Annotated in this window: 17 protein-coding genes and 4 tRNA genes; 4 read left to right on the top strand and 17 right to left on the bottom strand. The window is 63.6% G+C overall.

Annotated elements, in window-relative coordinates:
- Positions 1 to 7 precede the first annotated feature (7 nt).
- From rplK to PCS43_RS21800, 10 genes are all read right to left on the bottom strand, one after another.
- Complete coding sequence (gene rplK / locus PCS43_RS21845) at positions 8 to 442, bottom strand: 50S ribosomal protein L11 (RefSeq protein ID WP_003941896.1); 435 nt, start codon at positions 440 to 442, stop codon at positions 8 to 10.
- 66 nt (positions 443 to 508) lie between these two features.
- Entirely contained in the window at positions 509 to 1,345 is an 837-nt protein-coding gene (nusG, locus tag PCS43_RS21840) for a transcription termination/antitermination protein NusG (RefSeq protein ID WP_003942049.1), read from the bottom strand.
- A gap of 84 nt (positions 1,346 to 1,429) precedes the next feature.
- A complete protein-coding gene (gene secE, locus PCS43_RS21835) occupies positions 1,430 to 1,933 on the bottom strand; it encodes a preprotein translocase subunit SecE (RefSeq protein WP_007728455.1) in 504 nt (167 codons plus the stop codon).
- Positions 1,934 to 1,964: 31 nt separating this feature from the next.
- Positions 1,965 to 2,037: transfer RNA gene (locus PCS43_RS21830), tRNA-Trp, on the bottom strand.
- Positions 2,038 to 2,210: 173 nt separating this feature from the next.
- The gene (hadB, locus tag PCS43_RS21825; RefSeq protein WP_003941909.1) at positions 2,211 to 2,636 is read right to left on the bottom strand and encodes a (3R)-hydroxyacyl-ACP dehydratase subunit HadB; all 426 of its coding nucleotides are present in this window, start codon (positions 2,634 to 2,636) and stop codon (positions 2,211 to 2,213) included.
- On the bottom strand, positions 2,623 to 3,177 hold the full coding sequence (gene hadA, locus PCS43_RS21820) for a (3R)-hydroxyacyl-ACP dehydratase subunit HadA (RefSeq protein WP_209908024.1): 555 nt from the start codon (positions 3,175 to 3,177) through the stop codon (positions 2,623 to 2,625). The genes hadB and hadA overlap by 14 nt, the downstream gene beginning before the upstream one ends.
- Before the next feature lie 86 nt (positions 3,178 to 3,263).
- Positions 3,264 to 3,431 carry a 50S ribosomal protein L33 gene (gene rpmG, locus PCS43_RS21815; RefSeq protein ID WP_003941903.1) on the bottom strand — a complete coding sequence of 56 codons (168 nt, stop codon included), beginning with the start codon at positions 3,429 to 3,431 and terminating at the stop codon, positions 3,264 to 3,266.
- 61 nt (positions 3,432 to 3,492) lie between these two features.
- Positions 3,493 to 3,565, bottom strand: a tRNA-Met gene (locus tag PCS43_RS21810).
- Between the two features lie 45 nt (positions 3,566 to 3,610).
- Positions 3,611 to 3,683: transfer RNA gene (locus PCS43_RS21805), tRNA-Thr, on the bottom strand.
- Positions 3,684 to 4,013: 330 nt separating this feature from the next.
- Positions 4,014 to 4,096, bottom strand: a tRNA-Tyr gene (locus tag PCS43_RS21800).
- A gap of 224 nt (positions 4,097 to 4,320) precedes the next feature.
- Between PCS43_RS21800 and PCS43_RS21795 the strand changes: the two genes are divergently transcribed.
- Positions 4,321 to 4,812 carry a YajQ family cyclic di-GMP-binding protein gene (locus tag PCS43_RS21795; protein WP_003941854.1) on the top strand — a complete coding sequence of 164 codons (492 nt, stop codon included), beginning with the start codon at positions 4,321 to 4,323 and terminating at the stop codon, positions 4,810 to 4,812.
- Between the two features lie 71 nt (positions 4,813 to 4,883).
- Here the strand turns inward: PCS43_RS21795 and htpX are convergent, their stop codons facing one another.
- Together htpX and PCS43_RS21785 are read right to left on the bottom strand one after the other, a co-directional pair.
- Entirely contained in the window at positions 4,884 to 5,747 is an 864-nt protein-coding gene (gene htpX / locus PCS43_RS21790) for a zinc metalloprotease HtpX (RefSeq protein WP_209911530.1), read from the bottom strand.
- A gap of 153 nt (positions 5,748 to 5,900) precedes the next feature.
- A complete protein-coding gene (locus PCS43_RS21785; protein WP_037129929.1) occupies positions 5,901 to 6,950 on the bottom strand; it encodes a polyprenyl synthetase family protein in 1,050 nt (349 codons plus the stop codon).
- 104 nt (positions 6,951 to 7,054) lie between these two features.
- Here PCS43_RS21785 and PCS43_RS21780 point away from each other — a divergent pair, with 104 nt between their 5' ends.
- Positions 7,055 to 8,317: a geranylgeranyl reductase family protein gene (locus tag PCS43_RS21780; RefSeq protein WP_374192581.1), complete on the top strand. Its 1,263-nt coding sequence runs from the start codon at positions 7,055 to 7,057 to the stop codon at positions 8,315 to 8,317.
- A gap of 55 nt (positions 8,318 to 8,372) precedes the next feature.
- Here PCS43_RS21780 and PCS43_RS21775 read toward each other — a convergent pair whose 3' ends face one another.
- The 4 genes from PCS43_RS21775 to menD form a co-directional block, all read right to left on the bottom strand.
- A complete protein-coding gene (locus tag PCS43_RS21775; RefSeq protein ID WP_003941879.1) occupies positions 8,373 to 9,071 on the bottom strand; it encodes a demethylmenaquinone methyltransferase in 699 nt (232 codons plus the stop codon).
- Positions 9,072 to 9,108: 37 nt separating this feature from the next.
- Positions 9,109 to 10,254, bottom strand: coding sequence for a glycosyltransferase family 4 protein (locus PCS43_RS21770; RefSeq protein ID WP_209908022.1), 1,146 nt, complete (start codon positions 10,252 to 10,254; stop codon positions 9,109 to 9,111).
- A 68-nt stretch (positions 10,255 to 10,322) separates the two neighbouring features.
- Positions 10,323 to 10,766 (bottom strand): DUF3592 domain-containing protein, encoded by a 444-nt coding sequence (locus tag PCS43_RS21765; protein ID WP_007728471.1) that lies wholly within the window; start codon positions 10,764 to 10,766, stop codon positions 10,323 to 10,325.
- On the bottom strand, positions 10,763 to 12,376 hold the full coding sequence (gene menD / locus PCS43_RS21760; RefSeq protein ID WP_003942063.1) for a 2-succinyl-5-enolpyruvyl-6-hydroxy-3-cyclohexene-1-carboxylic-acid synthase: 1,614 nt from the start codon (positions 12,374 to 12,376) through the stop codon (positions 10,763 to 10,765). Before menD ends, PCS43_RS21765 begins: the two co-directional genes overlap by 4 nt.
- A gap of 68 nt (positions 12,377 to 12,444) precedes the next feature.
- Here menD and PCS43_RS21755 point away from each other — a divergent pair, with 68 nt between their 5' ends.
- Positions 12,445 to 13,047, top strand: a complete 603-nt coding sequence (locus tag PCS43_RS21755) for a flavin reductase family protein (protein ID WP_209908020.1) — start codon at positions 12,445 to 12,447, stop codon at positions 13,045 to 13,047.
- A gap of 58 nt (positions 13,048 to 13,105) precedes the next feature.
- Positions 13,106 to 13,933, top strand: coding sequence for a siderophore-interacting protein (locus PCS43_RS21750; RefSeq protein ID WP_042453072.1), 828 nt, complete (start codon positions 13,106 to 13,108; stop codon positions 13,931 to 13,933).
- A gap of 66 nt (positions 13,934 to 13,999) precedes the next feature.
- Here PCS43_RS21750 and PCS43_RS21745 read toward each other — a convergent pair whose 3' ends face one another.
- The gene (locus tag PCS43_RS21745) at positions 14,000 to 14,446 is read right to left on the bottom strand and encodes a DUF6918 family protein (protein WP_003941973.1); all 447 of its coding nucleotides are present in this window, start codon (positions 14,444 to 14,446) and stop codon (positions 14,000 to 14,002) included.
- Positions 14,447 to 14,480 lie beyond the last annotated feature (34 nt).

Genomic DNA, 14,480 nt, shown 5'->3' with positions numbered 1-14,480 from the left:
CGGACTATCAGCCCTGGACCGTGATGCCCATGGAACGAGCGGTGCCGGCGATGATCTTCGCGGCCTGCTCGATGTCATTGGCATTGAGGTCTTCAGCCTTGGTCTTCGCGATTTCGCGCACCTGATCCATGGTCACCGAGGCAACCTTGGTCTTGTGCGGTTCGCCGGAGCCCTTGGCGACGCCGGCTGCCTTGAGGAGCAGCTTGGCGGCGGGAGGGGTCTTCAGCTTGAAATCGAAGGTCCGGTCTTCGTAGACCGAGATCTCGACCGGCACAACGTTGCCGCGCTGGGACTCAGTCGCCGCGTTGTAGGCCTTGCAGAACTCCATGATGTTCACGCCGTGCTGACCGAGCGCGGGACCCACGGGAGGTGCAGGGTTAGCCTGACCTGCCTGGATCTGCAGCTTGATGAGCCCGGCGAGCTTCTTCTTCTTTGGGGGCATCTCTAGTTCCTAGTTTCTAGCTTGGGTGTGTGTCTTGCGTCGAACAAATTGCAAGTTTTGGGGTGGTCAGATCTTCGCGACCTGGTTGAAGTTGAGCTCAACCGGGGTTTCACGACCGAAGATCGACACGAGAACCTTGAGCTTCTGCTGCTCGCCGTTGACCTCGCTGATGCTGGCCGGAAGGGTTGCGAACGGGCCGTCCATGACGGTGACCGACTCGCCGACCTCGAAGTCGACCTCGATGAGGGGCTTGCCGAAGGACTCGGACGGTGCCTCGCCTGCTGCGACGGCGGCCGCTGCAGCCTGCTGCTTCTTCTGCTCCTGCTGCGGGAGCAGAAACTTGACGACCTCGTTGAGGGTCAGCGGCGAGGGACGCGACGTAGCACCGACAAAACCGGTGACACCAGGCGTGTTGCGCACGGCGCCCCACGACTCGTCGTTGAGCTCCATGCGAACGAGGATGTATCCGGGCAGAACCTTGCGGTTGACCTGCTTGCGCTGGCCGTTCTTGATCTCGGTGACCTCTTCGGTGGGAACTTCCACCTGGAAGATGTAGTCGCCGACATCGAGGTTCTGAACGCGAGTCTCGAGGTTGGTCTTGACCTTGTTCTCGTAACCGGCGTACGAGTGGATGACGTACCAGTCACCCGGGGCGCGGCGCAGCGCAGCCTTGAGTTCGGCAACGGGATCCTCGACCTCGAGCTCGGCGGCGGGAGCGGCCTCGTCGGAGTTCTCGGCATCGTCGGAGATGACGTCCTCGGTCGCTGCAGCGTCTGCATCAGTGCCTTCGGCAACGTCTGCATCGGTGCCTTCGGCAACCACGACGTCTACTTCGGCTGCCGCCTCGGCAGAAACACGCTCTTCGGCCAAAGCCTCATTCGTGTCGTTCTCGGGGGTGCTCACTGGGGCACTCGCTTCCTCTCGTTACTCGGACCCGGGTCGGGTCTTGTCGCGCTCGCAGGCAAAGACGCCCGACTGCTACGGCGATCAGCCGAACAGCCAGGTGACACCCTTGATCACAGCGATATCGACGCCGCTGATGAAAGCGACCATGAAGACCACGAACGTCAGCACGACGCTGGTGTAGGTGATCATCTGCTTGCGGTTCGGCCAGATGACCTTACGGAGTTCTGCGATGACCTCGCGGAAGAATTTGCGCAGGCGCTTGAAGATGTTGTCCTTCTTCGCCTTGGGCTTCTTGCCGGGGTTCGTTGCAGTCGGCTTGGCCGAAGATGTCCGGGATGCCGTCCGGGCCGGAGTCTTCACGGTGGACGCGCTGACCGAGGCGCCGCGTGCAGCGCGCTTGCCGGTCGGCTTGTTGGAAACCCCAGTGGATGCGGAGGGAGCCTTCTCGGCACCGTCCTTGTCCAACGAAAGATCGGAACGCGTAGTCGCGTCAGCTGCAGTGTCGTCGACACCGGTCGAATCGGCAGACGGTGAAGTCTCCGCATCCGAAGTGTCGGCGTCGCGCTTGGCGCGCTCCTCGCTCACGTCGTTCCTCTCAGTCGCTGGCATCCGGGGGCAGGGGCGACAGGACTTGAACCTGCAACCTGCGGTTTTGGAGACCGCTGCTCTGCCAGTTGAGCTACGCCCCTTTGGTTGACCTCGACAGGTAGACCCTGCCTGAATCAACCGTTCTGCGATCACACAACATACGCGCTACCCGAGGTGAATGTCTTGCAACATTCAGGGCAGCGCGCAGCGCTGAGGAATCCCAGAAATCTCAGTGTACTTCAAAGCCCCGGAACAAACACAATCCGCCCTGCGATCAGGCTAGACGGACCGTGGCAGTGGCACGACCGAAGATCTTCTTACCTTCGGACTTGGCCACAATTGCCAGTACTGCGGTCTTGCTTTCTTCGTCGATCGACTTCACCTTGGCGGTGAACTCGATCTCGGCAGCCTTGTCGGCTGCCACGATAACCGGGCTCGTGAACCGTACGTTGTACTCGGTCACTGCGCCCGGATCTCCCAGCCATTCGGTGACGTAGCCGGCACCGATGCCCATGGAGAGCATGCCGTGCGCGACGACGTCCGGCAAGCCGGCAAGTCGTGCGACCTCGTCACTGAAGTGAATCGGATTGGGATCTCCCGAAACACCCGCGTAGTTGGCGAGGTTTCCACGCGTCAGGGTGACGGACTTCTCGGGGAGAAGTTCGCCGACACTCACGTCGGAAAATTTACGAAGCGACATGCATCATCACGTCCTTGACTGCGTGGGCGATGTTCTCGTCCACTTCCCCACCCGTTCGAGCAACAAGCGTCGTCCACGTGGTGACGACGGCTTCGTCGTTCTGATCGGTGATGATGTTCTTGGTCACGATGATGTCGCTACCTGCGGCCTGCCTGAACGAATCCAGGAAGACGTCGCAGAAGAGTCGGTCACCGACCTGCATGGGCTTGTGCAGCACCAAGCGCTGATCGGTCTGAAGAATCTGACTCAGGTCGTAGCCTGTGACGATCTCTTCGAACAGACGTCGCTGAGCAATGGCACCCACGATGGCGACGAACGTGATGGGAGCGATCAGGCCGTCATATCCGAGGCCCTTGGCTGCCATCTCGTCGTAGTGCGCGGGATGGGCGTCCTGGACGGCGCGAGCGAACTCGCGTACCTTCTCGCGTCCGACCTCGTAGAAGTCTTCGACACGATAGTGGTGACCGACCATCTGGACGGCATGAGCGGCCGGGTCCGTAGGGACCTCGGCCGCTGCCTGGTTCTCTTGCAAATCTGTCACGCGGTGAGACTCTCTTCTAGCTAGGACCCGAAGACGCAGGCCCAGAGAGGGTCTTCCGCGAAAATCGTCGTCCTGTTAAGGACTTACTACTTCGACTCGCGATGCGACTGGTGGGTTCCGCAGTTGGGGCAGAACTTCTTGAGCTCCAGGCGATCGGGGTCGTTGCGCCGATTCTTCTTGGTGATGTAGTTGCGGTGCTTGCATACCTCGCAGGCCAAGGTGATCTTGGGCCGAACGTCGGTCGAGGAGGCCACGGGATGCCTTCTTTCGGGTGTATCTGATTACGAGCAATCAGGGTGGATCATGCATATTGTGTAGCGGTGACCGGACTTGAACCGGCGACGCAACGATTATGAGTCGTTTGCTCTACCAACTGAGCTACACCGCCTCGGTGTCGAGTGTCGCGCGGAAAGCACGGCACCACAATCCAGCGAGCCCCCTAACGGAATCGAACCGTTGACCTTTTCCTTACCATGGAAACGCTCTACCGACTGAGCTAAGGGGGCGTGGCTCAGGAGTGCGTTGCCGCTCTCTTGAAGCCTCCGAAAGATTACACACGAACGAGCGCCAGCACCAAATCCGCTGGTCATCGGGGCAAAAATGGTGCCGGAGCCCATTGTTGCACCGATCGGGGCCGCTGGCGAGGGCTTTGCGGGAACCAGCTCGACCCTGCACTCCCCCTGAAACCATCCCCCGGTGCCCATCCCGAGGCCCCTGAGCCCCCGACACCCCTGAGCCGAAGCCGGCGCCTGCGTCGCCAACGCGCGCTCGACCTCGGTACACGCACAAAAAAGTCAGCCCCGACTCTCGCGAAGAGAATCGGGGCTGACTTGGTGTGGCAGATGTAGGATTCGAACCTACGTAGGCATAAGCCGACGGATTTACAGTCCGCTCCCATTGGCCGCTCGGGCAATCTGCCGTGCTTGCACCAGGCTTCGATCCGGCGCATTCGCAAGTATATCGCGACGTGCGGCGGCCGAAAACGGCTTCCTCGGTGCGGTGAGAAGAATACAACGAACACACCCCCATTTTGCAAACCGGGTGGTAACGGGCGGTGCCGACCCGATAACGTCGAGGTGTCCACCGGTATGGAAGGTGGGCGGAACTCGATGTTCGTGAACTACCGGAAAGCGGGAGTGTGAAGTGGCTGATTCGTCCTTCGACGTGGTGAGCAAGGTTGACCGTCAAGAGGTGGACAACGCCCTGCATCAGGCTGCCAAGGAGTTGACCACGCGTTTCGACTTCCGAAACACGGGAGCGTCGATCGAGTGGTCTGGTGAAGAGACGATCACGTTGAACGCCGACACCGAGGAGCGACTGCTGGCCGCCCTCGACGTGTTCAAGGAGAAGTTGATCCGTCGCGACATCTCGCTGAAGGCATTCGATGCCGGCGAGCCGGCGCAGTCCGGAAAGATCTACAAGCTGTCCGGAACCTTGGTCCAGGGCATCAGCAGCGAGAACGCGAAGAAGATCACCAAGAAGATTCGCGACGAGGGCCCCAAGGGCGTCAAGGCGCAGATCCAGGGTGAGGAACTTCGTGTGAGCAGCAAGAAGCGCGACGACCTCCAGGGCGTCATCTCCCTGCTCAAGGGTGAGGACTTCGGGATCGCCCTGCAGTTCGTGAACTACCGGTAGTAGGGGCTGCGCCCCTGTGCGCCTTTTTGGTAGTTCCGACGACCAGAAAGGCGCACAGGGGCCGAAGGCCCCTACATCCCCGCCATCTTCTCCAAACGCTCGATCCGGTCCGCCATGGGCGGATGCGTCGAGAACAGCTTGCTGACCTTGTGGCCCGCTCTGAAGGGGTTGGCGATCATCAGGTGGGACTGCGCCGCGAGCTTGGGCTCAGGCGGCAACGGCGCGGCTGCGACGCCCGACTCGAGCTTGCGCAGCGCCGACGCCAACGCCAGCGGGTCACCGGTGAGCTCGGCTCCCGATTGATCAGCCTGATACTCGCGAGAGCGCGAAACGGCCAGCTTGACCACGGTTGCCGCGATCGGTCCCAGTAGGGAGACGAGCAGCAGCGCGATCGGATTGCTTCCCTGCCCGTTCCCTCGGCCGCCGAAGATGCTCGCGTACATCGCGAAGTTGGCCAGGCCAGAGATAACGCTGGCCATCGCGCCGGCCACGGACGAGATCAAAATGTCCCGGTTGTAGACGTGAGAGAGTTCGTGCCCGAGTACGGCGCGCAGTTCGCGTTCGTTCAGGATCTGCATGATGCCGCTGGTCACGCACACCGCGGCGTGCCGAGGGCTACGACCGGTGGCAAACGCGTTCGGGGCGTTCGTGGGGCTGATGTACAGCCTGGGCATCGGTTGGTGCGCCGTCGTGGCGAGTTCGCGCACGATCCGGTAGATCGCCGGTGCCTCGACCTCGGTGATGGGCTGGGCGCGCATCGATCGAAGCGCCAGCTTGTCGCTGTTGAAGTACACGTAGGCATTCATGCCGACGGCAAACAGAACGGATCCCCACAGAAGGAACGGGCTGTTGAACAGCGAGCCGATGAAGACGATCAGCGCCGACATCCCCACCAACAAGCCGAATGTCTTCGCACCGTTCGCGTAGCCGTGCAAACCGCTCACCTCTTGCCTCGCTGGAGCCGAAGGCTCACCCGAACTCCCCGGTGTATGCACCGGTTCTGTTCAGTCAACGAAGGACAGGGTCATCAGGGTTCCCACCCAGTGACTGTCGGGGTTTCCACCCGGTAGCCCCGATTCGCCGAGGTGTCAGCCGACTCGTTCTATCGTGTAATCGACGAGACGCACGAGCGCTTCGTTGGCCGGTCCCTGCGGGAGCTCAGCCAACTGAGCTTTCGCCGCGACGGCATACTCGCCCAGCTTTGCCTTCGCCTTGACCATGCCCGGCGAACGCTCGAGCAGTTCGAGAGCTTCTTCTACCAGGGCATCTTCGGTAACCGGGCCCGCGAGCAGCTCCCGCAGGCGATCTGCGTCGGCCCCTTCTTCGCGGAACGCGTACAGGACGGGCAGGGTGTGGACACCCTCGCGCAGGTCGGTGCCCGGAGTCTTGCCGGACTGCGCCGAGACGGACGAGATGTCGATGATGTCGTCGGAGATCTGGAACGCGGTGCCGACGGCGTCACCCAGGCGCTCGAGGCGCTCGATGTGAGCTGCGTCGGCGCCGGAGAAGGTGCCGCCGAAGCGTCCGGATGCAGCGATCAGCGAACCGGTCTTCTCCCACACGACCTTGAGGTAGTGCTCGACCGGATCCTGCTCCTTCTTGACACCGATCGTCTCGCGCATCTGGCCGGTGACCAGTTCGGCGAATGTTTCGGCGATGATCCGAACGGCTTCAGGTCCGAGCGTCGATACCAGGCGTGATGCGTGCGCGAACAGATAGTCGCCGGCCAGGATCGCCACGCTGTTTCCCCAGCGGGCATTGGCGCTGGGTGCTCCGCGCCGCATGGACGCCTCGTCCATGACGTCGTCGTGATAGAGCGTCGCAAGGTGAACGAGTTCGGTGACGGTCGCTGCGGTGATGATCGACGGATCGTTCGGCACCGGTCCGAGTTGCGCTGTCAGGATCGTGAACAACGGACGGAAGCGCTTTCCACCAGCTCGCGCGAGATGCAGCGCGGCCTCGGTGAGGAAGTCTTCTCCGTCGGACAGCTCGCTGACCAACAACTCCTCGACATCGGAGAGTCCACCACGCACTACTGCGGCGAGCTGTTCGTCGCCCAGGTCGATGCCTGCAACGACGGTGCTCGATGCGGTTGCGTCGGCAGCAGTCTTTTCGGTGCTCACGATGTCAGTACCCATTCCTGTCGTCAGTGACGGCTCGGTTCCCACGGTAGTGAACCTAGCGGTTCGCACTCGGGACGGCCTCGCCACGGTGGCGATCGCGAGCCTGGGAAGATGTGAGTGTGTCCGTAGAAGAGCAGTCCCCCGTCGTCGATACGCTTCCGACCGAAACCGACATTGTGGTCATCGGCGCAGGTCCCGCGGGTTCTTCGGCCGCGGCGTGGGCCGCCCGCAGCGGCCGAGACGTCGTGCTGGTGGACGCTGCCGTCTTCCCGCGAGACAAGACTTGTGGTGATGGACTCACTCCGCGCGCCGTGGCCGAACTGGATCTCCTCGGCCTCGGCGAGTGGGTTCGGTCACACACGACGAACAAGGGACTACGGTTGTCCGGCTTCGGACAAGAACTCGAACTCGAGTGGCCGGGGACGTCGTTCCCGCCGATCGGCAGTGCAATCCCCCGGACCGAACTCGACGACGCCATTCGCCGGTGCGCCGTCGAATCGGGCGCGGTCATGGTCGAGGGCACCAAGGCCGTCGACGTCGAACTCGACGGTGATCGAGTAGCCGCCGTCGTACTCGCCGGCCCCTCGGGACGAAGCACCCTTCGTTGTCGGACGCTGATCATCGCCGACGGCGTTCGCTCGACGCTCGGCAAGAAGCTGGGACGGCAGTGGCACCGGGACACCGCGTACGGCGTCGCGGCACGCGCGTACGTCGCTACGCCGCGCAGCGCCGACCCGTGGATCACCTCGCATCTGGAACTGCGGGACGCGGAGGGCACGTTGCAGGCGGGGTACGGCTGGATCTTCCCGCTCGGCACCGGCGAGGTGAACATCGGCGTCGGGACACTGGCGACGTCCAAGCGCCCGGCTCCAGGTGCCCTGCGACCCTTGCTCGACCTCTACACCGATCAGCGCCGAAGCGAGTGGCAGTGGAGCAGCGAAATACATTCCGTCGCTTCGGCTTTGCTACCCATGGGTGGAGCAGTTTCCAACATCGCCGGACGCAACTGGGCCGTGATCGGCGACGCCGCAGCGTGTGTGAACCCGCTCAACGGTGAGGGCATCGACTACGGCCTCGAAGGCGGACGTCTGGTGGTCGAACAGCTCGGCGCCGACGATCTGACGGAGCTGTGGCCGACCGTGCTTCGGGAGCACTACGGGCAGGCGTTCTCGGTCGCGCGCCGGCTCGCAGGCCTGCTGACGGTTCCGCAGTTCCTGCCCGCGTCGGGTCCGATCGCGATGCGCTCACGGGCACTGATGACGGTCGCCGTTCGGGTGATGGGGAACCTCGTCACCGACGCCGACGTCGATCTGACGGCGAAGGCATGGCGTGCGTCGGGGGCCGCGTCGAGAAAGATCGACTCCCGACCGCTGTTCGGTTGAGCAAGTGCTGTGCGCCTTTATTAACCGCCGGGGGTTGATAAAGGCGCACAGCAGTTCAGGCAGTGGCGTAATGCAGCGCCACGATGCCGCCGGTGAGGTTGCGCCACTTGACGTTCTTCCACCCGGCAGCCTCGATCTTGCGGGCCAACTCTTCCTGGGTCGGCCAGGCACGGATCGATTCGGCGAGGTACACGTAGGCGTCGGGGTTGCTGCTGACGGTGCGTGCGACCTGCGGGAGCGCCTTCATCAGGTACTCCATGTAGACCGTGCGGAAGGGCCCGAAGACGGGCGTCGAGAACTCGCTGACGACGAGACGTCCGCCCGGCTTGGTGACGCGGGCAATCTCACGCAGTCCGGCTTCGAAGTCGGAGACGTTGCGCAGGCCGAAGGAAATCGTCGCGGCGTCGAACACGTTGTCGGCATAGGGCAGGTACATCGCGTCACCTGCGACCATCGGAACTTTGCGCGAGATTCCGGCCTTGAGCATTCCCTTGGAGAAATCGGTGGCGACGCACCAGGCACCGGAGCGCCCCAGTTCGACGGTCGAGACTCCGGTGCCGGCGGCGAGGTCGAGTACCTTCTCGCCCGGCTTGAGGTCGAGGGCTTCGCGGGTGGCCTTGCGCCAACCCTTGTCCTGGCCGAAGGACAGCACGGTGTTGGTGAGGTCGTATCGCTCCGCGACGTCGTCGAACATCGACGCGACTTCGTGCGGTTGCTTCTCGAGAGTTGCTCGGGTTCCGTGTGTAGTGGCCACACCCGAAACGCTACCAACCCTCGGGCAGCGAGGGCGTTCAGGCTGCTCTGGCACCCGTTCGCCGCCCGAGGCCCTGCACGTCCTCGTAGTGACGGAGCAACTCTTCGCAGATTGCCGGCCAGGTCCGGTGCAGCACCGAGCGCCTCGCCGCGGAGCCGAACTGCACCCGCAGATCACGCTGACGAAGTGCGTCCACGGCGCTTGGCAGGAGTTCGGTGAACCTGTGCGTCGGCAGGAGGTAGCCGTTGCGGCAATGCGAGATCAGGTCACGCGGTCCGCCGGCGTCCGGTCCGACGACAGGCACACCACTCGCGAGGGCTTCCTGAACCGCCTGGCAGAAGGTCTCGTGCTCGCCGGGGTGAACGAATACGTCCAGGCTCGCATAGGCGTCGGCCAGCGCGGTACCGCCCAGTTGTCCGGTGAAGATCGCGTCCGGCATCAGTCGTCGTAGGTTCTCGCGGTCCGGGCCGTCTCCGACGACGACGATCTGCACACTGGGATCGCCGGCCAGGGCCGCCAATCGTTCGACGTGCTTTTCGGGCGCGAGGCGACCGACGAAGCCGACCACCAACCGGTCGCTGTCGCCGATCCAGGACTGCCGCAACACCGAGCTACGACGCGAAGGCGCGAATCGTTGTGCGTCGACGCCGCGGGCCCATCGGTGCACGCGCGGAATGCCGTGCTCTTCGAGGGCGTCGACTGCCGACGTGGAGGGCGCGAGGGTCCTGTTGCAGCTCTTGTGGATTCGACGGGTCCACGCCCACGCGGCGCGGCTGGTGACGCCGAGCCCGTAGCTTTCGGCAAATCCGGCGACGTCGGTCTGGTAGACCGCGACGGTGGGGATTCCGAGGCGTTTGGCTACGGCCACTCCTCCGGCGCCGAGCAGGAACGGTGACGCCAGATGGACGACGTCGGGCGCGAAGGTCCGCACGGCCGTGGTCAATCGTGGTTGCGGCAGGCCGACGGGAAGTGAACTGACTTTGGGCACCATGACGGCTGGCGCCCGAACCACCTGAACGCCTTCGTGTTCGGTGGCGGCAGAGGTGTCGGATCCGACGGTGTCCGGCGCAATGACCATGGCGTCGTGGCCAGTGCGATCGAGGTGTTCGAGCACGCGTAGTACCGAGTTGGTGACGCCGTTCATGTTGGGCAGGAATGACTCCGCAACGATGGCTACTCTCACACCGAGAACGGTGACAGGGCCAGGAAAAGTCCACGTCATGTTCGTGTGAAGTTCGGGCGAAGCGCGAACTAACTCGAGGCGACCGGCGCCGAACTTGCCGCCTGCGCTTCCCGCTTGCGCAGGTACCAGATCGACGGTCCAGCCAGGAGCCACGTCACGACGATCACCGATCCTGCCGGGATCAGCGCCACCGTCGCGTTGCGTCCCGCTACCCGGACCAAATCAGGGTCGGCTTTGGAGTACTCCACCTCGATGCGTTGTCCCACAGTCAGATTGGTGGGGTAGAGCACGCCGAGTTCAGGGTTGTGGTTGGCGCCGTCCGGTGTCACGAAGCTGATCGCCGAACGTAGCGAGCCTGCCGAGAGCACCTCGGCAGTTGCGGTCCCCATGTTCGATTCGATGGTCCGATCGTTGCGCCAGGCACCGAGAACCAGAATCACCGCGAGCACGGAAATGCCGACCGCAACCACCAGCACACCGATGCGGAGGCGACGCAGAACCGTTTGCGTCACAGCTGTGCCCGCACGGAAGCGTGGAGTTCGCGCAGCCCACTGCGATCCGTCGCGACCTCGAGCACACGAATGCCGTTGGCCGGTTGCGCCAGCGTCGTTGCCAGGGCGTCGACGGTGACCGCTGCGTGCGGCACGCGGTAGGCCGCGCACAGCGCAGCGAGGTCCATGCCGTGTGGTGTTCCGAACACTCGCTCGAAGACGCCGGCGTACTGCGGGTCGCCTTGTTCGAGGAGTTCGAAGATACCGCCGCCGTCGTCGTTGGCGACGACGATGGTGAGGTCGCTCGGCCTCGGCTCACCGGTCCCGATCAGCAGCCCGGACGCGTCGTGCAGGAAGGTCAGGTCGCCCATGAGAGCGACGGTCCGGCCGCCCTCGTACGCCAACGCGGCGCCCACCGCCGCCGAGACGGTGCCGTCGATACCTGCGACGCCGCGATTCGACAGCACCCGCACGGCGGGCTTGGGATAGCTCACGAGTGCCGCGTCGCGAACAGGGTTGGATGCGCCGAGCAGAAGCTGGTCGCCGTCCGCGAGAGCATCCATCACAGCAGCTGCCACGTGCAGGCCGGTGGCCTTGGGGTGGGCGTCGAGTTGCTTGCGGACGGCAGTTTCGGCGTGTTCGGTCAGCGCGGCGCATCGAGCGATCCAGGCGGGATCGGGAGTCCCGGTGACCACTGCCCTGGTTCCGGTGGCGAGTACGTTGCCGGATACGTCCGGCCAGCGCGGCCCGGTAGTCAGCGCGTAGACGTCGACGCCCGGGTCGGCCAGCACCTTCGAGACCTGACGATGCAACGTCGGGCGGCCGGTGATGATCGCCTGCTTGGGCTTGAGTTGCGAGAGCGCGAGTGGATGCAGTGCGATCCCGTGCATCGGAGCCGTCGGCTCGGCCACGGTCGGCAGGCCCGCCAGCTCAGGCCGAAGCGCACTACCGTGTCCGGAAATGACCACCGTATCTGCGGTGAGATCCAGATCGACGGGAACGTCGAGCGTCGCATTCTGGGTGGTGGTCCAGGCCGCACCGCCGGGACGGCCCTCCGGGACCGGTCCCTGCACGTGCACGTCCGGCACCAGCGGCTCACGAAGTGGAATGTCGAAATGCACCGGACCCGCGTTTCCGGATCGGGTTCCGCGGGCAGCGGCGAGGACCCGGCAGACCGCCGAGCGCCACTGGCTGTTCTGCGTCGAATCGTCCTCCGCCAGGCCCAGGCTGATGGTTGCGCGGACTTGACTGCCGAAGAGCCCGAGTTGCTCGACGGTCTGGTTGGCGCCGGTGCCGAGCATCTCGTACGGCCGGTTGGCGCTCAGGACCACCAGCGGCACTCGCGCGTAGTTGGCCTCGAGGACAGCGGGTCCAAGATTCGCGACGGCGGTCCCGGAAGTCATCACGATGGGGACCGGTCGTTTCCCGGCGATTGCCAGTCCGAGTGCCAGAAAGCCTGCTGTCCGCTCGTCGATCCGCATGTGCAGACGCAACCGGCCGTCGAGATCGGCGGCCTGGAGGGCAAATGCGAGGGGCGCGTTGCGAGAGCCTGGACACAGCACGACTTCACGCACGCCACCACGAACCAGTTCGTCGACGACGGCTGTGGCTTGTGCAGTGGACGGATTCACGCCTTCAAGAGTGTCAGATGTTCGGGCGCAAGCATGCCCAGGGGCGGGGACAGCGGCATTATGTGTGGGTGCGCACACTCTTCGATCCAGCCGAGCTCGAACCCCGTCGGTTCTATCAGTTACTCACCGCTTCGGTGGTCCCCCGGCCGATTGCCTGGGTGTCCACCCTGTCGGCGGACGGCGTCGGCAATCTGGCTCCGTACAGCTTTTTCACCGTGGCAAGTTCGGCGCCGCCGATCGTGCAGTTCACGTCGGTCGGACGCAAGGACAGTCTGCGCAACATCGAAGCGACCGGCGAATTCGTGATCAACCTGGCGACTGCCAGGCTTGCCGACGTGGTGAACCAGAGTTCCGCCTTCTACGACGCCGAGGCCGACGAGTTTCTCGAGTTGAACATCCGTAGCGAGCCGAGCGAGCGGGTTCGCCCCGTCCGGGTCGCCGACTCCCCGATCGCCATCGAATGCACGCTCCACCAGGTCGTCGAGGTCGGTAATTCATTTGTCGTGATGGGAAATGTGGTCGCGGTCGCAGTACGTCCCGAGGCTGTCGCCGACGACGGCCTACCGGACTTCGCGTCAATCGCACCGATGAGCCGACTTGGCCGAGCGCAGTGGGGTCTTCCTCCCGAAGTCGTCGAAAAGGACAGACCCACCACTCCACAGCGACCATAAATCAGGTTAGGGTTACCTGATTAGGTACGAGTAACAGATAATCAGGGAGCAACCAGTCATGGCCAAGCGCGCCAAGTTCGTGAAACCGGCCTCACGCAGCATCGTGTCGGCGCAGGTCGTGGCGAACAAACGAATCAGCCCCAGCTTCATCCGGGTGACCATTGCCGGCGAAGAGCTGTCCACCATCGCTCCGATGGGTGCCGATCAGTGGTTCCGCATGTTCATCCCGCAGGTCGGCCAGAGTGAACTCCGGTTGCCGAGCGCGGCCAGCAATCTCTGGTATGCGCAGTACCTGTTGATGTCCAAGGACACGCGACCCGTCGTGCGCAACTACACGATTCGCGCCTACCGTGCTGCCGGATCCGGTCTCTTCGGCGAGACCACGGAGATCGACATCGACTTCGCTTATCACGGCGACATCGGCCCGGCATCCGCGTGGGCGGACACCGCGTCGGCCGGCGACGAGGTCGCCCTCTTGGACGAAGGCTGCATCTACAACCCCACACCCGAGGCCAAGTGGCAACTGCTCGTCGGCGACGAGAGTGCACTTCCCGCGATCATCGGCATTCTGGAATCCGCGCCCGCAGACCTGCGTGCCGAGGTCTTCGTCGAGATTCCGAACATCGAAGACAAGCAAGACATTCCGGAGTTGGCGAACGTCAACGTGCATTGGCTCGTTCGCGAGGACGAACACGCGACGCCGGGTGTTCTGACCCTCGAGACCGTCCGCGCCGCCGAACTGCCCGAGGGGCCGTCGTACACCTTTGTCGCCGGCGAACAGGCACTCACCACCGGGCTGCGTCGGCACCTCGTGAACGACCGGAAGTTCGCCAAAACCGACATCACCTTCACCGGCTTCTGGCGCCACGGACATTCGGCTCACTGACAAACGCACCGAAAACGACGAGTGGCCCGAGAGAAACTCCCGGGCCACTCGTCGTTTTACGTTCGCTTATGCAGCGTGCTTCTGGATCACATCGCCCAGACGCGGCAGAGCTGCAGTCACATGCTTCTTCGCCGAACCGCGCAGCTTCGAGTACATCGACTTGACGACGGCCTTGTCGCTGCCCTCGATACGCTCGTCCGTCACCTCGAGGAGGGAATCGGCAACCGCGTCACCGCGGGCGCTGATGAAATCGGCGAAGCTGCCTTCACCGGAAGCCGAGAATTCCTGCCAGTACGGCTCGAGCTTTGCCACGAAAGCCGGCAGAAGCGCGGTGACGGCGTCCGGTACGATGGACGGGCTCACCTTCTTGACCGCGCCGTAGCCACCCTTGAGAGCCAGCCCTGAGGCCCCCGACTTATCCGAAACCTCTGCGTCGATCAAGGTCTGCACGTCCGCGACGACCGCGGGAACCCGTGATTCCTCGAGCAGGGTTTCGTTCAGAGCTGCAACCACTTTCGATCCCTTCATTCTTCACTGATGTTCATCA

It is taken from the genome of Rhodococcus sp. C-2 (assembly GCF_027854095.1).
Classification (GTDB): domain Bacteria; phylum Actinomycetota; class Actinomycetes; order Mycobacteriales; family Mycobacteriaceae; genus Rhodococcus_F; species Rhodococcus_F qingshengii.
The sequence above is the reverse complement of the archived record's forward strand: the minus strand, read 5'-3'. Positions and strand labels throughout refer to the sequence as shown.